18 protein-coding genes and 1 tRNA gene are annotated in these 18,505 nt (G+C 70.8%); 9 read left to right on the top strand and 10 right to left on the bottom strand.

Annotated features, from left to right (window positions below; all coding sequences use genetic code 11):
* Positions 1-60: 60 nt before the first annotated feature.
* The 4 genes from OG852_RS22475 to OG852_RS22460 form a co-directional block, all read right to left on the bottom strand.
* Positions 61-1,350: a helix-turn-helix domain-containing protein gene (locus OG852_RS22475; protein ID WP_330348788.1), complete on the bottom strand. Its 1,290-nt coding sequence runs from the start codon at positions 1,348-1,350 to the stop codon at positions 61-63.
* 222 nt (positions 1,351-1,572) lie between these two features.
* Positions 1,573-1,646, bottom strand: a tRNA-Pro gene (locus OG852_RS22470).
* Between the two features lie 41 nt (positions 1,647-1,687).
* Positions 1,688-2,476 (bottom strand): Pr6Pr family membrane protein, encoded by a 789-nt coding sequence (locus tag OG852_RS22465; RefSeq protein WP_330348787.1) that lies wholly within the window; start codon positions 2,474-2,476, stop codon positions 1,688-1,690.
* A gap of 312 nt (positions 2,477-2,788) precedes the next feature.
* Entirely contained in the window at positions 2,789-3,715 is a 927-nt protein-coding gene (locus tag OG852_RS22460; protein ID WP_133910735.1) for a metallophosphoesterase, read from the bottom strand.
* A 103-nt stretch (positions 3,716-3,818) separates the two neighbouring features.
* Here OG852_RS22460 and OG852_RS22455 point away from each other — a divergent pair, with 103 nt between their 5' ends.
* Positions 3,819-4,283 (top strand): GatB/YqeY domain-containing protein, encoded by a 465-nt coding sequence (locus OG852_RS22455; protein ID WP_330348786.1) that lies wholly within the window; start codon positions 3,819-3,821, stop codon positions 4,281-4,283.
* A 211-nt stretch (positions 4,284-4,494) separates the two neighbouring features.
* Here OG852_RS22455 and OG852_RS22450 read toward each other — a convergent pair whose 3' ends face one another.
* Positions 4,495-6,792, bottom strand: a complete 2,298-nt coding sequence (locus OG852_RS22450; protein WP_330348785.1) for a transglycosylase domain-containing protein — start codon at positions 6,790-6,792, stop codon at positions 4,495-4,497.
* A 407-nt stretch (positions 6,793-7,199) separates the two neighbouring features.
* Here OG852_RS22450 and wblA point away from each other — a divergent pair, with 407 nt between their 5' ends.
* Positions 7,200-7,538 carry a transcriptional regulator WblA gene (gene wblA / locus OG852_RS22445; protein ID WP_208117087.1) on the top strand — a complete coding sequence of 113 codons (339 nt, stop codon included), beginning with the start codon at positions 7,200-7,202 and terminating at the stop codon, positions 7,536-7,538.
* A gap of 892 nt (positions 7,539-8,430) precedes the next feature.
* Here wblA and OG852_RS22440 read toward each other — a convergent pair.
* Together OG852_RS22440 and OG852_RS22435 are read right to left on the bottom strand one after the other, a co-directional pair.
* On the bottom strand, positions 8,431-9,783 hold the full coding sequence (locus OG852_RS22440; RefSeq protein WP_330348784.1) for an ArsA family ATPase: 1,353 nt from the start codon (positions 9,781-9,783) through the stop codon (positions 8,431-8,433).
* 10 nt (positions 9,784-9,793) lie between these two features.
* Positions 9,794-10,858: an ArsA-related P-loop ATPase gene (locus tag OG852_RS22435; RefSeq protein ID WP_443064551.1), complete on the bottom strand. Its 1,065-nt coding sequence runs from the start codon at positions 10,856-10,858 to the stop codon at positions 9,794-9,796.
* Positions 10,859-10,924: 66 nt separating this feature from the next.
* On the opposite strand from OG852_RS22435, the gene OG852_RS22430 reads away from it, so the two are divergent.
* The 4 genes from OG852_RS22430 (at position 10,925) to OG852_RS22415 (ending at position 13,317) form a co-directional block, all read left to right on the top strand.
* A complete protein-coding gene (locus OG852_RS22430; RefSeq protein ID WP_020129281.1) occupies positions 10,925-11,083 on the top strand; it encodes a DUF4177 domain-containing protein in 159 nt (52 codons plus the stop codon).
* Positions 11,080-11,544, top strand: a complete 465-nt coding sequence (locus tag OG852_RS22425) for a RidA family protein (RefSeq protein WP_133910729.1) — start codon at positions 11,080-11,082, stop codon at positions 11,542-11,544. The genes OG852_RS22430 and OG852_RS22425 overlap by 4 nt, the downstream gene beginning before the upstream one ends.
* Positions 11,545-11,614: 70 nt before the next feature.
* Entirely contained in the window at positions 11,615-12,490 is an 876-nt protein-coding gene (locus OG852_RS22420) for an NUDIX hydrolase (protein WP_330348782.1), read from the top strand.
* Positions 12,487-13,317, top strand: coding sequence for an MBL fold metallo-hydrolase (locus tag OG852_RS22415; protein WP_330348781.1), 831 nt, complete (start codon positions 12,487-12,489; stop codon positions 13,315-13,317). Before OG852_RS22420 ends, OG852_RS22415 begins: the two co-directional genes overlap by 4 nt.
* Here the strand turns inward: OG852_RS22415 and OG852_RS22410 are convergent.
* Positions 13,310-14,164: a nucleotidyltransferase domain-containing protein gene (locus tag OG852_RS22410; RefSeq protein WP_330348780.1), complete on the bottom strand. Its 855-nt coding sequence runs from the start codon at positions 14,162-14,164 to the stop codon at positions 13,310-13,312. The two genes, OG852_RS22415 and OG852_RS22410, sit on opposite strands and share 8 nt — an antisense overlap.
* Positions 14,165-14,279: 115 nt before the next feature.
* Positions 14,280-14,954 (bottom strand): Crp/Fnr family transcriptional regulator, encoded by a 675-nt coding sequence (locus tag OG852_RS22405; RefSeq protein WP_029382547.1) that lies wholly within the window; start codon positions 14,952-14,954, stop codon positions 14,280-14,282.
* A gap of 316 nt (positions 14,955-15,270) precedes the next feature.
* Between OG852_RS22405 and nth the strand changes: the two genes are divergently transcribed.
* From nth to OG852_RS22390, 3 genes are all read left to right on the top strand, one after another.
* Positions 15,271-16,089 carry an endonuclease III gene (nth, locus tag OG852_RS22400; RefSeq protein ID WP_330348779.1) on the top strand — a complete coding sequence of 273 codons (819 nt, stop codon included), beginning with the start codon at positions 15,271-15,273 and terminating at the stop codon, positions 16,087-16,089.
* A 94-nt stretch (positions 16,090-16,183) separates the two neighbouring features.
* On the top strand, positions 16,184-16,936 hold the full coding sequence (locus OG852_RS22395; protein ID WP_443064550.1) for an NUDIX hydrolase: 753 nt from the start codon (positions 16,184-16,186) through the stop codon (positions 16,934-16,936).
* Between the two features lie 13 nt (positions 16,937-16,949).
* Positions 16,950-18,149, top strand: coding sequence for a MarP family serine protease (locus OG852_RS22390; RefSeq protein ID WP_133910724.1), 1,200 nt, complete (start codon positions 16,950-16,952; stop codon positions 18,147-18,149).
* 57 nt (positions 18,150-18,206) lie between these two features.
* Here the strand turns inward: OG852_RS22390 and OG852_RS22385 are convergent, their stop codons facing one another.
* Positions 18,207-18,389: a hypothetical protein gene (locus OG852_RS22385; protein WP_133910723.1), complete on the bottom strand. Its 183-nt coding sequence runs from the start codon at positions 18,387-18,389 to the stop codon at positions 18,207-18,209.
* Positions 18,390-18,505 lie beyond the last annotated feature (116 nt).

The following is an 18,505-nucleotide window of genomic DNA, read 5'->3' as shown; positions in this document are numbered from 1 at the left end:
GGACCGGCAGCGCCGATGACCCACCGGCGGCCCTCGGGGGCTACACGGCCCATTGCTTCGTCAGTCGCCGGTTTCCGCCACGTCGGCGGCGGGGACCGGGACCCAGCGGCCGGGGTGGTGAGAGACGCGGTCGTACCGGTAGCCCGGCAGCCCCTTGGTGCTGGTGGTGCGGAAAGGGCGGCCGTGGTCGTCGATGCGGACCGTGCCGGTGCGGCCCTGTGAGGACCAGACGAGGTCGAGGTACCAGTCGCAGGTGCAGGACTCGTTGAGGGTGGAGACCACCAGGACTTCGGGCTCCTGCAGGGACACCAGGTAGGGGAAGGCGATCGCGGGGATCGGCGTGCCCGCCCCGTCGTCGCCGGGAACCGAACGGGCCAGTGGCTGGTCCGCGTCGAGGTTCACGTCGAAGAAGCGGGGGATGATGCCGGCGCCGCAGCCGGGGCTCAAGGAGTAGACGATGCCCCGGTCGGCGGCGGGGGTGACGCGATTGACCACGCGCACATGCAGGGCCTCCAGGACGACGGCGGCGGAGCCTCGCCCCTGCACCGTGATCTGCACGCCGGTGGGACCCCCGTGCACCGCCTGCTGGGAGGCGGCCCACGCTGCGATGTCCTCCGGGTGGGGCGGCGGCGGGACCTCCTGCGGTGGCTTGGCGACGACGTACTCTTCGCCGCAACCGTTGAGTCCGAGTGTGTGGGAGTTGGCGGTCCAGGTGAGAGGGGCCACCGGTGAGGCCGTGCCGGCGCTTGCCTGGTTCGGTCCGTTGCGGGTGGCCGACCCGGCGGGGGGTGCGGCGGCGGAAGCGGTGAGGCCGAGGAGCGCGGCGACGAGCGAGGCCGCCAGTGCCATCGACCGTACGGGTCGCCGTCGAAGACGCCCGCCGTGGAGCCGCGGCCAGGGCGGTGAGGCTGACTCGGCCCGCTGGCCGGCCGGTGAGACGGGCCCGGGCGCCTCCACGACCGGGCCGACCGGGCTGCTGCCGCCCGCGGAGACGGCCGATGCGGCATCGCTTGCGACTGCGTTCGTGGCGGTGTGGGACGCCGGTGCCTGCCGGGTATCGGATGGGCGTGGTCGTTGCCGCGCGGCGGCGGCCACGATCCACCGGCGGTGCAACTCCGTGCGTTCTTCGGGGGAGGCACCGCAGAGCGCGGCGAACCGCTCGATTCCAGCGAAGTCCTGCGGGACCGCTTCTCCGGAGCAGTAGCGGTGCAGGGTGGAGGCGTGCACGTCCAGCCGACGGGCCAGTGCCGCGTAACTGCGGCCGGTGCGCTCCTTCAGACGCGTCAGCAGTAACGCGAACTCCGCTACATCGTCGTGGATCGAATCCATGTGGTCCGTACCCGTATCCATTTGTCGGCTCATGCGGGCCTGCCCCGATGCGGCACGCTATCCCAGGCGCCCCCCGTGTCTGCACGCCCCTACGTCCGAGACGGTTCCAGGGTTGCGAGGAGCTGTTCTGCGGGCGGTCTCACGGGGTGGAAGAGAATCGATAGTCCCGCGCAATTAGACGCGCAGCAACGCCAGAGGGCCCTTACCGATCCGGTAAAGGCCCTCTGATCTGCTACTTAACTGTCGGGGTGGCGGGATTTGAACCCACGACCTCTTCGTCCCGAACGAAGCGCGCTGCCAAGCTGCGCTACACCCCGATGTCGCTGCTGTCCTGCTTGTCGCGGCGACGTCGTTTACTTTAGCCCACTGGTGGCTGGAGACGAAATCCGGTTTTGGCGCGGTGGCGGATCGGGTTGGGGCGGATGCGGTCGAGGGTCACGAGGAGGAGGGCGAGGGCGTAGAAGGAGAGGCCGAGGAGGAGGGCGTTGGCCAGGGCGTGCCGGAAGCCGTGGGTCTCGGCGTCGAGGAAGGGGTAGAGGTAGCGGGCCGGGGCGCCGGGGGTGATCAGGGCCGCTCTGAGGAGGAAGAAGAGCAGGTAGGCCGCGGGGTAGAGCATCCATGTCGCCGCCAGGCGCAGGCGGAGGCGGGCCGGAGGGGTCAGGAGCAGCCAGTCGAGGGCGGCCGCTGTCGGGGTGACCTTGTGGAGGAGGAGCTGGGCCACTGCCGCCCAGCCGGTGGGGGCGGTGGTGGGGTCCGTAACCGAGAACGGGGGCGCCGTGTCCGTCAGGAGCAGGTGGTACACCAGGCCCGTGATCGTGATGTAGAGCAGTGCGGCACCGGTCAGGGCGGAGGAGAGAGGGGCACGGGCCGACCAGGCGCGGCCGGCCGAGGCGAGGGTGACCACGGCCAGCAGGGCGTTGCTCTGGAGGGAGAAGTGGCTCAGCGTTCGCAGGACGTCGTCGGTCGTCATGAGCGCGAGGATCACGCCGGCGGCCGCCGTACCGGCCAGCAGCAGGCGGAGGGCGGCGGCCAAGGGGCGGCGTACGGGGGGTACCACCGCGGACGCGGGGACGAAGGAGGGCAGGAGCGCGTGGGTCCGCGGAATCGCGGGCAGGTCCGGGATGTCCCTGGGTATCGGCGCGGTCATGCCCCCAACGTAGGCATATGGGGGAAAGGGGGCGATGTGGGTGGGCTGGATGGGGGAGGAACCCCCGGACGCCCCCTTCAGTGCTGAGCAGCTGGCGCGGGCCTTCAGTGCCGACCAGCCGACACCGGCCACAGTGCCGACCAGCCGACACCGGCCACAGTGCCGACCAGCCGACACCGGCCACAGTGCCGACCAGCCGACACCGGCCACAGTGCCGACCAGCCGACACCGGCCACAGTGCCGACCAGCCGACACCGGCCACAGTGCCGACCAGCCGACACCGGCCTCAGTGCCGAGCAGCCGGCGCCCGCTTCACTCCCGTCCCACCAACGTCAACAACGTCACCTCCGGCGGGCAGGCGAACCGTACGGGTGTGTAGCGGCTCGCCCCGCAGCCGGCCGAGACGTGCAGGTAGGACGTCCGTCCCTCCGCCGTGTGCGTGGACAGGCCCTTCACGCGGTCCGTGTCGAGGTCGCAGTTGGTGACGAGGGCGCCGTAGAAGGGGATGCAGAGCTGGCCGCCGTGGGTGTGACCGGCGAGGATCAGCGGGTAGTCGTCCGCCGTGTACGCGTCGAGGACGCGGAGGTACGGCGCGTGGACGACGCCCATCGAGAAGTCCGCGGAGGCCGAGGGGCCGCCGGACACCTGGGCGTAGCGGTCCCGCTTGATGTGCGGGTCGTCCACGCCGGTCAGCTCGATCGCCATGCCGTCGATCTTCAGGACACCGCGGGTGTTCGTCAGGTTCAGCCAGCCCGCGCCGTCGAAACCGTCCCGCAGGTCCTCCCACGGGTTGTGGACGACGTCGACGGCGGGGGCGTTGCCGTTCAGGCCGTGGCGGCCCTGCACCTTCTCCAGCAGGTAGCGGGCGGGGTTGCGCAGCTTGGGGCCGTAGTAGTCGTTCGAGCCGAAGACGTACGCGCCCGGGAACTCCATCAGGGGGCCGAGCGCGTCCAGCGTCTCCGGGATGCCCTCGGGGTCGGAGAGGTTGTCGCCCGTGTTGATCACGAAGTCGGGGCGCAGACCGGCCAGCGAGCGCAGCCAGCGCTGCTTCTTGCGCTGGCCGCCGACCATGTGGATGTCGGAGACCTGCAGCACGCGCAGGGGGCGCATTCCGGAAGGGAGGACGGGGACCGTCACCCGTCGCAGGCGGAAGAGGCGGGGCTCGACACCCGCCGCGTACACCAGACCGGCGGCGCCAGCCGCCGCGATGGACAGGGGTACTCCGTATCGCGCGCGCATGCCTCCATCGTCTCAGACCCGTTGGGGCAGGCTGACACCCCGTCGGCCGTCGGCCCTTAAATGAACGGGCGTCGGGCTTGCCACACCTGCGACAATCACACCCATGACCACGCTCAAGTCGAAGCTGCAGGAAGACCTCAACGCCGCGATCAAGGAGCGCGACGAGCTCCGCTCCTCGACGCTACGGCTGACGCTCGCCGCGATCACCAAGGAGGAGGTCGCGGGCAAGGAGAAGCGCGAGCTCTCCGACGACGAGGTGCAGAAGGTGATCACCCGTGAGGCGAAGAAGCGCCGGGAGGCGGCCGATGCCTTCGCGCAGGGCGGTCGCGCCGAGTCCGCCGAGCGGGAGAAGGCGGAGGGCGAGGTGCTCGCCGGGTACCTGCCGAAGCAGCTCGGCGACGACGAGCTGAACGACATCGTCGCGCAGGCCGTCGAGGAGGCGAAGGCGGCGGGCGCCGAGGGGCCGCGGGCCATGGGCGCCGTCATGAAGATCGTGAACCCGAAGGTGGCGGGGCAGGCGGAGGGCGGCCGCGTCGCCGCGATCGTGAAGAAGCTGCTCGCGGGCTGAGCCGGGCCCCAGGCCGACGCCGGGCGCCGGGCGCCGTACCAGCGAAACGGCCCCTGCTTCTCGTACCCCTCACAGGGCGGTACGAGAAGCAGGGGCCGTCCCCTGTGTGTCACCGGTACGTGCCTACCGGTACGTCGCTACCGGTACGTGCCCACCGGTACGTGGCTACCGGTACATGACTACTGGTACGCGCCCAGCGGCGGAGCGGCTCTCAGCCCCTTCCGCCCCCGTTCCCGTTCCCGTTGCCGTTCCCCTGGAACAGGTTGCCGAAGTCCGTCGAGGTGTCGCCGCCGGTCGACGAGGAGCCGCCGTCGGTCGACGTGCCGTTGGACGTGCCGCCGTCGAAGAGGCCGCCGATGAAGCCGTTGTTGCCGCCGTCGTTCCCGTTGTTGTTGTCGTCCCCGTTGTCGTCGTTGTCGTCGCCCCGGTCCTGGTTGCTGCGCGGGATGGAGACGATGTTGAAGTTCGGGGCGTCCTTGTTCTCCAGGGCGCCGTTCATCGCGTCGCGCCAGATCGGGCCGGGGGTGTCACCGCCGTACACCTGGGGGTGGTAGACGCCACCGATGTAGATGTTGGTCATCTGGACCTTCTGGGTGGCGCTGCCGACCCAGACGGCGCCCGAGAGGTTCGGGGTGTAGCCGACGAACCAGGCGTTCTTGCGGGAGTCCGTCGTACCGGTCTTACCGGCGTTGGCGCGGCCGGAGAGGCCGGCCTGCTGGCCCGTACCGGAGTCGATCACACCGCTGAGCAGGGTGTTGATGGTGTCCGCGGTCTTCTCGCTCATCGCCCGCGAGCAGGTCGACTTCGGGACCTCCAGCGACTTCTTCTTGCCGTTGACGGTCTGGGCGATCGACTCGATGGCGATCGGGGTGCAGTACATGCCCCGGCTGGCGAAGGCGGCGTACGCGCTGGCCATGGTGAGAGGGGAGAGACCGGTCGAACCGAGGGTCATCGACGACGGCACCTCGGGGACCTTGTCGCCGTTGCCCTGGACCACGCCGAGCGCGTTGGTCATCTTCACCACGGGGCACATGCCGATGTCGGCGAGCATCTGCACGAAGTAGGTGTTGACCGACTTCGCCATGGCGGTCTGCAGGTCGTACGGGCCCTTCTCGGACTCGCTCTCGTTCTCCAGCTTGTAGCCGCCGTCGTTCCTCCAGGGGCTGCCGCTGCAGGTCTGGACCGTGGCCGGGTACTGCATCTCGTACGGCGCCGAGTACGTCTGGTTGGCCGGGCGGCCCTCCTCGATCGCTGCGGCGGCCACGAACGGCTTGAACGTCGAACCGGTCGGGAAGCCGAAGTTCGAGCCGCCCATGGAGGCGTTGACGGAGTAGTTGTACTCGGTCTCGTTCTTGCCGTAGCCGTACGGCTTGGACTGGCCCATTCCGAGGATCTTGCCGGTGCCGGGCTCGACGAGCGTGGCGGCGGCGGCGACCTTGTCCGACTTGTAGACGTGCTTCTTCAGGCTGTCCTGCACGGACTTCTGGGACTGCGGGTCGAGGGTGGTCCGGATGGTCAGACCGCCCTGGTTCCAGAGCTTGGCCCGTGCCTCCTTCGTCTTGCCGAAGACCGGGTCGCTGAGGAAGACGCGCTCGACGTACTTGCAGAAGAAGCTGGCGCCGCGGACGGCGGTGATGCAGCCGTTCTTCGGCTGGGTGACCTTCAGGCCCAACGGGGTCTTCTGCGCCTTGGCCGCCTCGGCCTCGGAGATGTCGCCGACCTCGGCCATGCGCTGGAGCACGGTGTTACGGCGCTTGGTGGCCTCGGTCGCGTCGTTGACCGGGTCGTAGCGGCTCGGGGACTGGACGATGCCGGCCAGCAGCGCCGCCTGGGGGAGGGTGAGGTCCTTGGCGTGCTTGGAGAAGTAGCGCTGCGAGGCCGCCTCGACGCCGTAGGCCTGCTCGCCGAAGAACGTGATGTTCAGGTAGTTCTCGAGGATCTTCTTCTTGCCGAGCTCCTCCTCGACCTGGATCGCGTACTTCAGCTCCTTGATCTTGCGGCCGATGGTCTGCTGGGTGGCCTGCGCGACCTTCGTCGGGTCGTCGCCGGCCTCCTCCACGAAGACGTTCTTCACATACTGCTGTGTGAGCGTCGAGGCGCCCTGGGAGACGCCGCTGCTCTGCACGTTCTTGTTGAGGGCGCGCAGGACGCCCTTCAGGTCGATCGCGCCGTGCTGGTAGAAGCGCGAGTCCTCGATCGCGACGATCGCCTTCTGCATGTACGGCGAGACGTTCTTGAGGTCGACGACCGTGCGGTCACGGGAGTAGACCTGGGCGATCTGGGAGCCCTTGGCGTCCAGGATCGTGGTGCGCTGGCTCAGCGGCGGTGTCTTCAGGTTGGCCGGGAGCTCGTCGAACGACTCGACCGACCCCTTGGCGGCCAGCCCCAGGGCGCCGAAGGCGGGCAGCGCGATGCCCGCCAGCACGGCTCCGGAGAGCACACTGACACCGAGGAACTTGGCGGCCTGCTGCGTGGCGGACAGGCCACCGCCCGAGCGCTTGTTTGGCATGAGGGCAGCCTACGTTCTCATTCGCCGGACACGCGTATATGCCTTGGCCTAAGCTGCTCCCAACTGTCACAGCAGTAGGGCCACGTATCAATACGTCCGGCGACCCCGAATCGTTCTGGAGGTTCCCCAACTTTTTTGGTGGGGGCGTGCCCGAATCCGCCTTGTGTGTCATCCGGCGCCCGTTGTGACCCAAGTGAACTGTCCCGTTTGCGGGAAAGGTCACGTATGTCGCAGGCTCACTCCCCCGGGTGATCTGCCGCTTACCCATAGTCCGTTCGGGCCATTCAAGATTGGGCCCGAAGGGGGTGTTGCGCTGTGCCCACCTTCCGTAACGTCCTCAACTGGCGGCGGTGAATATGCCGCTGCCGCCGTGGGGGAGCCTCGATTCGGGAGAGGACGGCGCCGGTATGGGCTGGGTTACCGACTGGAGTGCGCAGGCCGCCTGCCGCACTACCGATCCGGATGAACTGTTCGTTCAGGGAGCAGCGCAGAACAGGGCCAAGGCGGTGTGCACCGGATGCCCGGTACGCACCGAATGTCTGGCCGACGCGCTCGACAACCGCGTCGAGTTCGGCGTGTGGGGAGGCATGACGGAGCGCGAGCGCCGCGCCCTGCTGCGCAGGCGGCCGACCGTCACCTCGTGGCGCCGGCTCCTTGAGACCGCGCGGTCGGAGTACGAGCGCGGCGCGGGCATCGTGTCGCTCGACGACGACGAGATGTACGAGAACTACGCGGCGGTGAGCTGAGCAGACCCCCTCCGTCCGAAGGACCCTCACCGCTCAGGGGGCCCACGCGACTTGGGGGCCCACGCGACTGGGGGAACGCCTCGGCGCAGGGCAACACGTCGGCTCAGGGCAACACGTCGGCTCAGGGCAACACGTCGGCTCAGGGCAACACGTCGGCTCAGGGCAACACGTCGGCTCAGGGCAACACGTCGGCTCAGGGCAGTGCTTCGGCTCAGAGGAACGCCTCGGCTCAGGGGATCTGCCCCCAGGGACCCCTCCGCTCAGGGGACCCCTCCGCTCAGGGGAACGCCTTCGCTCAGGGCATCGGCGCCCAGCGGAGCGCCTCGGCTCAGAGGATCTGCGCCCAGGGAGGACCTCTTCTCTCAGGGGACCGTCCCCGCTCAAGGGATCGCCGCTGCTCAGAGAGCTCTCACCGCTCGGGAGACTCGCTGCGCTCGGCAGGCACCCTTTGCCGGGGATGGTGTCTCGGCCTCGCGGGCAACTCCGCCGGGGATGCCGTCTCGGCTGGTGGCCAACCTCCGCCGGGGAAACTGCTTACGCCCGGTGGCCAACCTCCGCTGGGGAGGCCTTACGCCCGGTGGGCAATCTCCGCTGGGGAGGCCTTACGCCCGGTGGGCAACCTCCGCTGGGGAGGCCTTACGCCCGGTGGGCAACCTCCGCTGGGGAGGGCTTACGCCCGGTGGGCAACCTCCGCTGGGAAGGCTGCTTACGCCCGGTGGCCACTGTCCGTGCCGCCGACGCCCTCCCCGGGAAGCGCGCCGCGCCGTCTCCGCTCGGCGGGCACCCTCCGGCAAGGAGCCGTCGCCGTGCGACGGTCGGCGTCTGCTGGCGGGCGCCCTCGGCCGAGAGGCCCGCGGCTCAAGTCGCCACGGCGGTGTCCGCCGTCGGTCGCTCAGACGTCGGTGGTCTCGGGCAGCTCCGGTCGGTTGGCCGCGAGCCGACTGCCAATGTCGCGCAGTCCCGTCAGATCGTGTACGTCGCCCGGCAGCGCCGCCACTTCGGCCACCGCGACCTCCGGGTGGAGCGCGGTGAAGCGGTCGCGCGTGCGTTGCTCCCGGGAGAGCAGGTGCATCCGCTCGGCGTGCAGCCGGAGCAGGCCTGCGGTGAGCTGATCGGCGTCGGGGGAGCCGGACCCGGGATCGGTTGCTGGAGGTTCAGAACTGCCGTACGTGTCGGGAGAGTTACGAAGTCCAGCTTTCCCGCCGTCCTGATCCACAATGCGGGGCTCTCCAAGATTTTCCACCGCGGGGGGATCGACCGGGGTGTCGTCCGGGCCGTCGGCCAGGTCGAGATTCTCCGCTGCGGCCAGCGCCCGCTCGGCGGAGAGCTGGGCGGCGCCGCTGCCGTGGACCCGGTTGAGCACCAGGCCGGCCAGCGGCATGCTCTCCGCGGCCAGCCGCTCCACGAAGTACGCGGCCTCCCGCAGTGCGTCCCGCTCGGGAGCCGCCACCACCAGGAACGCCGTCCCCGGCGCCTGGAGCAGTTTGTACGTGGCGTCCGCGCGTGTGCGGAACCCGCCGAACATCGAGTCCATCGCCGCCACGAACGTCTGCACGTCCTTCAGCAGTTGCCCGCCCAGCAGCTTGCCGAGCGCGCCGGTCATCATCGACATCCCGACGTTCAGGAACTTCATCCCCGCGCGCCCGCCGACCTTCGCGGGTGCCAGCAGCACACGGATCAGCTTGCCGTCCAGGAACGAACCGAGCCGCTTCGGCGCGTCCAGGAAGTCCAGCGCGGAACGGGACGGAGGCGTGTCGACGACGATCAGGTCCCACTCGTCCCGGGCACGGAGCTGGCCCAACTTCTCCATCGCCATGTACTCCTGCGTGCCGGCGAAACCGGCGGAGAGCGACTGGTAGAAGGGGTTCGACAGGATCGCCGCCGCCCGCTCCGGATCCGCGTGCGCCTCGACGATCTCGTCGAACGTGCGCTTCATGTCGAGCATCATCGCGTGCAGTTCGCCGCCGTCCCCCTCGACGCCCTTCACCCGGCGCGGAGTGTTGTCGAGGGAGTCGATGCCCATGGACTGGGCGAGCCGGCGCGCCGGGTCGATGGTGAGCACCACCACCTTGCGGCCCCGCTCGGCCGCCCGCAGGCCGAGCGCCGCCGCCGTCGTCGTCTTGCCGACGCCGCCCGAACCGCAGCACACCACGATCCGCGTCGCCGGGTCGTCCAGCAGCGGGTCGAGATCGAGCACGCGCGCGGGGGAGAGCCGGTGCTGTGCCTGGCCCTGGTCCCGACTCATACGGTCCCCCTCATGCGATCTGCTGCTCACGCAGCTCGGTGGCGAGTTGGTACAGGCCCGCCAGATCCATTCCCTCGGCGAGCAGCGGCAGTTCGTGCAACGGCAGGCCCAGCTGGCCCAGGACCGCGCGCTGCTCCTGCTCCAGCGCGTGCCGCTCGGCGTACTCCTCGGCCTGCTGCAGGAGCGGGTCCACCAGCCGCTCGGCGTGTCCGCCGCGCCGCGCCCCGCCCAGCCCGGCCGCGGACAGCGACCGCGCAATGGACGAACGTGTCACGGTTCGTACGAGTTCCAGCCCGTCCGCGTCCAACACCTCGGGCCGCACCATGTTGACGACGACCCGGCCGACCGGCAGCTTCGCCGCCCGCAGCTCGGCGATGCCGTCCGCGGTCTCCTGGACCGGCATCTCCTCCAGCAGCGTCACCAGGTGCACGGCCGTCTCCGGTGACTTCAGCACCCTCATCACGGCCTGTGCCTGATTGTGTATCGGGCCGATCTTGGCCAGCCCCGCGACCTCGTCGTTGACGTTGAGGAAGCGGGTGACCCGGCCCGTGGGCGGCGCGTCCATGACGACGTAGTCGTACACGAACCGTCCGCTCCTGTCCTTGCGCCGGACCGCCTCGCACGCCTTGCCGGTGAGGAGCACGTCCCTCAGGCCGGGCGCGATGGTGGTGGCGAAGTCGATGGCGCCCAGCTTCTTCAGGGCCCGTCCGGCGCCCCCCAGTTTGTAGAACATCTGGAGGTAGTCCAGAAGGGCCAGTTCGGGATCGATGGCGAGGGCGTACACCTCACCACCGCCCGGCGCGACGGCGATCTTGCGTTCCTCATAGGGCAACGCCTCCGTCTCGAAGAGCTGCGCGATGCCCTGCCGGCCCTCCACCTCGACGAGAAGCGTCCGCTTCCCTGCCGTGGCGAGGGCCAGCGCGAGGGCGGCGGCGACCGTGGTCTTGCCGGTCCCGCCCTTGCCGCTGACGACCTGGAGCCTGCTCACGTCTTCGAGCGTAACCAGTCCGTGCGCGAGCCAATCGGGAGGCTGTGGACAACGGGGAGCGGTATCGGCCACATGGCCTGTGGACAACCGGGCCGGAACCGGTCGGCCGACCGGTGCGGGAGCCCCTCCGGCGACAGCGGATACAGTCGCCCCATGACCAAGTGGGAATACGCAACCGTGCCGCTGCTCGTCCATGCCACGAAGCAGATTCTGGACACCTGGGGCGAGGACGGCTGGGAGCTCGTCCAGGTCGTGCCCGGGCCGAACAACCCCGAGCAGCTCGTGGCCTACCTGAAGCGGGCCAAGGCGTGAGCGCGGTCGAGGCGCGCCTCGCCGAGCTGGGCCTGACCCTGCCGGCCGTGGTGCCGCCGCTCGCGGCCTACCAGCCGGCCGTGCAGTCGGGGCCGTACGTGTTCACCGCAGGTCAGCTGCCCATGGTGGACGGCAAGCTGCCGGTCACCGGCAAGGTCGGCGCCGAGGTCACCCCCGAGGAGGCCAAGGAGCTGGCTCGTACGTGCGCCCTGAACGCCCTGGCCGCCGTGAAGTCGGTGGCGGGTGATCTGGACCGCGTCGCGCGCGTGGTGAAGGTCGTCGGCTTCGTCGCCTCGGCGTCGGACTTCACCGGCCAGCCCGCCGTCCTCAACGGCGCGAGCGAGCTGCTCGGCGAGGTCCTCGGCGACAAGGGCGTGCACGCGCGCAGCGCGGTCGGTGTCGCGGTGCTGCCGCTGGACGCCCCGGTCGAGGTCGAGATCCAGGTCGAGCTCGTTCCGTAACGCCCGCGGCGGGGTGCCCGGCGCCGGGCACCTCTCGAACATTCGCTCACCAGGGGATAGCCTCGCGCCCATGGCGAATGGGCAGTGGTTCCCCTCGGACTGGCCGGAACGCATCCGCGCGCTCGCGGACGGGACGCTCACGCCCGTGACGCCCCGGCGCGCGGCCACCGTCATGCTCGTGAAGGACGGCGCGGCCGGCCCCTTCGTCCACATGCTGCGCAGACGCGCCTCCATGGCCTTCGCCGGAGGCGCGTACGCGTATCCCGGCGGCGGTGTCGACCCGCGTGACGACGAGCGTCTGGTGCGCTGGGCGGGCCCCACGCGCGCGTGGTGGGCCAAGCGGCTCGGCGTCGACGAGGCGGCGGCCCAGGCGATCGTCTGCGCGGCCGTACGGGAGACGTACGAGGAGGCGGGCGTCCTGCTCGCGGGGCCGGACCCGGTGTCGGTCGTCGGTGACACGACCGGCGCCGACTGGGAGGCGGACCGCGCCGCCGTGGCCGCCCGTGAACTGTCCTTCGCCGAGTTCCTGGACCGCCGCGGGCTCGTCCTGCGCTCCGACCTGCTCGGCGCCTGGACCCGCTGGATCACCCCCGAGTTCGAGTCGCGCCGCTACGACACCTGGTTCTTCGTGGCCGCGCTCCCCGAGGGCCAGCGCACCCGCAACGCCTCCACGGAGGCGGACCGCACGGTGTGGATCCGCCCGCAGGAGGCGGCCGCCGGGTACGACCGGGGCGAGCTGACGATGATGCCGCCCACGATCGCGACCCTGCGCCAGCTCATGCCGTACGCCACCGCAGCCGAGGCGCTCGCCGCCGCTCCCGGCCGCGATCTGGCCCCCGTCCTGGCCGAGGCACGGCTCACCGGCGACGAGATCGTCCTGACCTGGCCGGGCCACGGTGAGTTCACCAAGCACATCCCGATCCCCGCCGGTGGAGGCCCCGCATGACTGACGCAGCAGCCCTCCCCGGCCAGCCCCGCGGCGGTGACCTGAGCGGACCGGCCACCGCGCGCGCGGTCAACGTCCTCGCGCCCAACGCCTCCGCGATGACCCTGGACGGCACCAACACCTGGATCGTCTCCGAGCCCGACTCCGAGCTGGCGGTCGTGATCGACCCGGGCCCGCTGGACGAGGGCCATCTGCGGGCGGTCCTCGACACCGCCGAGCAGGCCGGCAAGCGTGTCGGCCTGACCCTGCTGACCCACGGCCACCCGGACCACGCCGAGGGCGCCGTCCGCTTCGCCGAACTGACCGGTACGCGCGTGCGTGCCCTGGACCCGGCGCTGCGGCTGGGCGACGAGGGCCTGGCCGCCGGGGACGTGATCACGCTGGGCGGTCTGGAGCTGCGGGTCGTGCCCACGCCCGGCCACACCGCCGACTCGCTCTGCTTCCACCTGCCGGCCGACGGGGCCGTCCTGACCGGTGACACGATCCTGGGCCGCGGCACGACGGTCGTGGCGCACCCCGACGGCCGTCTGGGCGACTATCTGGACTCGCTGAGGCGCCTGAGGTCCCTCACGGTCGACGACGGCGTCCACACGGTCCTCCCGGGCCACGGCCCCGTCCTGGAGGACGCCCAGGGCGCCGTCGAGTTCTACCTCGCCCACCGCGCCCACCGCCTCGCCCAGGTCGAGACGGCCGTCGAGGACGGCTTCAGCAGTTCCGCGGACGTCGTCGCCCATGTGTACGCCGACGTCGACCGTTCCCTGTGGCCGGCGGCGGAACTCTCCGTGCGGGCTCAGATGGAGTATCTGCAGGACCACGGGCTCATCTAGGTGCCGTTCCCGTAACCGGTGGGGTGTCCTCGGGCCGGGGGGCCTTGATGCCGTGCACGCGCGCGTACTCGTCCGCGAGCCACGGCCCGAGGTCGTCGACGTACGAGGTGAGGACGGCCGCGTCGCCCGTCGGCTCGTAGCCGAGGACCGCGGCCCCGCGGACCTGCCCGGCCCGGTCGGGGTAGAAGCCGGCGAACGCCTCGGCCATCTCGTGAAGATCGCTGGTCCAGCCGTTCCAGCGCGGCATGACCAGGGTGAACGCGGTGCGCACCAGGCGGCGTGACATGAGCCGGACGAGGGGCCGAAGCGCCTCCTCCGTGTGGGCCGTCTCCGCGATCCGCGCACGCCAGCGGGGCAGCACCAGGGCGAGGTCGCCGTTCGTCTCGCGCGCGAGGAGCGAGTCGGGGCGGTAGCGGGGCAGGTACTCGGCGAGGTCCTCCCCGAGCAGCGGGGTGCACAGACAGGCGACGAAGAAACCCAGGTCGTACCGCTCCAGGTCGCTCAGCACCCGGGTGCGGTCGGAGAGCAGCACGCCGCCGCCGTCGGTCTGCGGGAACCTCGTGTCGAGGGCCTCGAGCAGGGCCCGCCCGCCGGACCGGTCCGCCTCGGCCGGCTCGTCGTACAGGACGACCAGCAGGTCCAGATCGCTGCGCCCCACGCGCGCGGTGCCGCGGGGGATCGACCCGTAGAGGTACGCGCTGTGCAGCCGCGCGCCGAAGAGATCCAGGATGCCGTCCCGGGCGGTCGCGACGACCGGCCGGAAATCGTGCGGCACGCGCGCGAGGGAGCCTTCGCGGGCGATGTATCCCTGGGGGTCGAGCCCCCGACGGGGAACCGTTTCAGCCATGGGGCCACTGTGCCGACCTCGGCCGGTCCGGCGTTCGAGGACAGGGCCGCGCAGGCCGAAACGGGGGCCCGGGGCGGCGCCCCGGTGCCCTTACCTGCGATCGCCTGCGGTGCCCTTACCGCGACCGCTTGGCGAGCCGCTCCACGTCCAGCAGGATGACCGCCCGCGCCTCCAGCCGCAGCCACCCGCGCTGGGCGAAGTCGGCGAGCGCCTTGTTGACCGTCTCGCGCGAGGCGCCGACGAGCTGGGCCAGCTCCTCCTGCGTGAGGTCGTGGACGACGTGGATGCCCTCCTCGGACTGCACGCCGAAGCGGCGGGAGAGGTCCAGCAGGGCGCGCGCGACGCGGCCCGGGACGTCCGAGAAGACCAGGTCGGACATGGCGTCGTTGGTCTTGCGCAGACGCCGGGCGACGGCGCGCAGGAGCGCGGCGGCCACCTCGGGGCGGGCGTTCAGCCAGGGCTGGAGGTCGCCGTGACCGAGGCCGAGGAGCTTGACCTCGGTGAGGGCGGTCGCCGTCGCCGTCCGCGGGCCCGGGTCGAACAGCGACAGCTCGCCGATCAGCTCACCGGGGCCCACCACGGCCAGCATGTTCTCGCGGCCGTCGGGGGACGTGCGGTGGAGCTTGACCTTGCCCTCGGTGACGACGTAGAGCCGGTCGCCCGGATCGCCCTCGTGGAAGAGGGAGTCACCACGGGCGAGCGTCACCTCACTCATGGAGGCGCGCAGCTCCGCGGCCTGCTCGTCGTCGAGAGCCGCGAAGAGCGGGTTGCGCCGCAGAACGTCGTCCACGAGTTCTCTCCTTGTCGACCTGCTCAGGGGATCTTGTCCCCCGCTTACCAGGGGACCTGGTTCCCCATTTTGCCGGACGGTCCAAACAGTGTGATCTGTCACAAGGATGCCGCACACATGTCCCGAGGTAAGCGGCAGGGGTCCAATTGGGGGCCGATCTTCGGGGTCCGAGGCGGATGTCGGTGCCGGGCTTTAGGCTGGCCGGGTGTCCAAATCGCCGGTGAGAGCACAGGCCAAGGGGGCTGGGCGGGTGGTTGTACGTCGCGATTCCGCTGTGGGCGAACAGGAGCCCGGCGAGGGTAGGAAATCGGCAAAGGTGACGAAAAAGGCTTCTGGTGTCAAACAGACGGTAACGGGGAAACCCGAGTCGCGCACCGCGCTCGTCCGCCGCGCCCGCCGTATCAACCGCGAGCTCGCCGAGGTCTACCCCTACGCCCACCCCGAGCTGGACTTCGAGAACCCCTTCCAGCTCCTGGTCGCCACGGTCCTGTCCGCGCAGACCACCGACCTCAGGGTCAACCAGACGACCCCCGGTCTCTTCGCCAAGTACCCCACGCCCGAGGACCTGGCCGCGGCGGACCCCGAGGAGGTGGAGGAGATCCTCCGCCCCTGTGGGTTCTTCCGCGCCAAGACGCGCTCGGTCATAGGGCTCTCCAAGGGCCTGGTGGAGGAGTTCGACGGTGAGGTCCCCGGCCGTCTGGAGGACCTGGTCAAGCTGCCCGGCGTGGGCCGCAAGACCGCCTTCGTCGTCCTGGGCAACGCCTTCGGGCGCCCCGGCATCACCGTGGACACCCACTTCCAGCGGCTCGTACGGCGCTGGCGGTGGACCGAGGAGACCGACGCCGACAAGATCGAGGCGGCGATCGGCACGCTCTTCCCCAAGAGCGACTGGACGGACCTCTCCCACCACGTCATCTGGCACGGCCGCCGGATCTGCCACGCCCGCAAGCCCGCCTGCGGCGCCTGCCCCATCGCCCCGCTCTGCCCGGCGTACGGGGAGGGCGAGACCGACCCCGAGAAGGCCAGGAAGCTCCTGAAGTACGAGAAGGGCGGCTTCCCCGGCCAGCGGCTGAACCCGCCGCAGGCCTACCTCGACGCGGGCGGGCGGCCGGCCCCGCCGCTGGGGGCCGGATGAGCCGGACGAGCGGGCGGCGACGCGGGAGCGTCCCGGCGGAACGATCTACGGGTCCTCGCGCGTTGGACCCGGCAGAACGGGGGGTGGTGTGGTGATGACACGGGTGAGTGACACAACAAGCGATACGACGAGCCGTACGGCGAGCGAGGCGGCGAGCGGTACGGCCGGTGCCGGGGGCACCCCGGTGCGGCTGCGTACGCAGGGCCTGCCCGGCTGGCTGGACCCGGTCGTGCGTGCCGTGGAGACGGTCCGGCCGCGTCAGCTCAGCCGCTTTCTGCCGCCGGAGGACGGCGCGGGGCGGCAGTCGGCGGTCCTGGTCCTGTTCGGCGAGGGCGAGCGGGGCCCCGAGCTGCTGCTGATGGAGCGTGCCGGCTCCCTGCGCTCGCACGCGGGACAGCCCTCGTTCCCGGGCGGCGCGCTCGATCCGGAAGACGGCGATCCGCAGGGCGACGGACCGCTCAGGGCGGCGCTGCGCGAGGCCGAGGAGGAGACCGGACTCGACCCCTCGGGCGTCCAGCTCTTCGGCGTCCTGCCCAAGCTGTACATCCCGGTCAGCGGCTTCGTCGTGACGACGGTCCTGGGCTGGTGGCGCGAGCCGAGCCCGGTGGGGGTCGTCGACCCGAACGAGACGGCCCGGGTCTTCACGGTCCCCGTGGCCGATCTCACGGACCCGGCCAACCGCGCCACCACCGTCCACCCGAGCGGCCACCGAGGTCCGGCATTCCTGGTCGAATCGGCCCTCGTGTGGGGCTTCACGGCCGGGATCATCGACCGGCTGCTGCACTTCGCGGGCTGGGAGCGGCCCTGGGACCGGGAGAAGCAGGTCCCGCTCGACTGGCGGTCATGACAGGGTGAACCCCGTGAACGTGCTGGACATCCTGTTGCTGGTCGCGGCCGTCTGGTTCGCGGTGGTCGGCTTCCGCCAGGGCTTCGTCGTCGGCATCCTGTCGGTGATCGGCTTCCTGGGCGGCGGTCTGGTCGCCGTCTACCTGCTCCCGCTCATCTGGGACTGGCTCACCGACAACGCCCAGGTCAGCACCACGGCCGCGGTCGTCGCCGTCGTCGTCGTGATCGTCTGCGCCTCGGTCGGACAGGCCCTGACCACCCATCTCGGCAACAAGCTGCGCCGGTACATCACCTGGTCCCCGGCCCGCGCCCTGGACGCCACGGGCGGCGCGCTGGTGAACGTCGTCGCCATGCTGCTGGTGGCCTGGCTGATCGGCTCCGCCCTGGCCGGCACCACCCTGCCGACCCTCGGCAAGGAGGTCCGCAACTCCACGGTGCTCCAGGGGGTGTCCCGGGCGCTGCCCGCCCAGGCGGACACCTGGTTCGCCGACTTCTCCTCCGTCCTCGCGCAGAACGGCTTCCCCCAGGTCTTCAGCCCGTTCGCCAACGAGCCGATCACCGACGTCCAGCCCCCCGACCCGGCCCTCGCGGGCAGCGCCGTCGCCACGCGCGCGCAGCGCTCCATCGTCAAGGTGATGGGCACCGCCGAGAGCTGCGGCAAGGTCCTGGAGGGCACCGGGTTCGTCTTCGGCGAGCGCCGCGTCATGACCAACGCGCATGTCGTCGGCGGCGTCGACGAGCCGACCGTCCAGATCGGCGGCGAGGGCCGCAAGTACGACGCCACGGTCGTGCTGTACGACTGGAAGCGCGACATCGCCGTGCTCGACGTACCCGACCTCGACGCGCCCGTGCTGAAGTTCACCACCGACGACGCGACCACCGGTGCCGACGCGATCGTCGCCGGGTTCCCGGAGAACGGGTCGTACGACGTCCGTGCCGCCCGGGTGCGCGGCCGCATCACGGCCAACGGCCCGGACATCTATCACCGCGGCACCGTGCGCCGTGATGTGTACTCGCTCTACACGATCGTCCGCCAGGGCAACTCCGGCGGCCCGCTGCTCACCCCCGACGGCCGGGTGTACGGCGTGGTCTTCGCGAAGTCGCTCGACGACGCCGACACCGGGTACGCGCTCACCGCGGACGAGATCCGGCAGGACATCCTCGAAGGACGCAGCGCCGGACAGCAGGTCGACAGCGACAGCTGCGCCCTCTAGCCCTCGGAGGCGGGCGCGGGCGCAGATGTCGTCAGCCGGGCAGGACGGCCGTGGGCGTCAGCCTCGAGGGTGACGCAGGCGTACCGAGACCCAGCGGGCCCGGCGGCGCAGGATGCGCGGAATGCCCACCCGGAGGTCCGAGCCCGTCAGTTGCGGGTCGGGGCCTCGTTGGTGGGAGCTCAGGCCAGCGGCCGAGCGGCGGTTGCGTGCTGCGTCACTGTAGTCGTGCGTCCAGCCCATACCCCGACGTCTGCCCCCGCCCCAAGGTCGATAACCGCCCCGGAGCCCGCCAATTGGCCTATGCGTCGGGCAAGTGGCCGCTTGTCGTACAGGCGTTTCATGCGGTCGTACGGCGA

It is taken from the genome of Streptomyces sp. NBC_00582 (genome assembly GCF_036345155.1).
In the GTDB taxonomy this organism is placed as follows: domain Bacteria; phylum Actinomycetota; class Actinomycetes; order Streptomycetales; family Streptomycetaceae; genus Streptomyces.
This window is presented reverse-complemented; position numbering and strand designations above follow the sequence as displayed.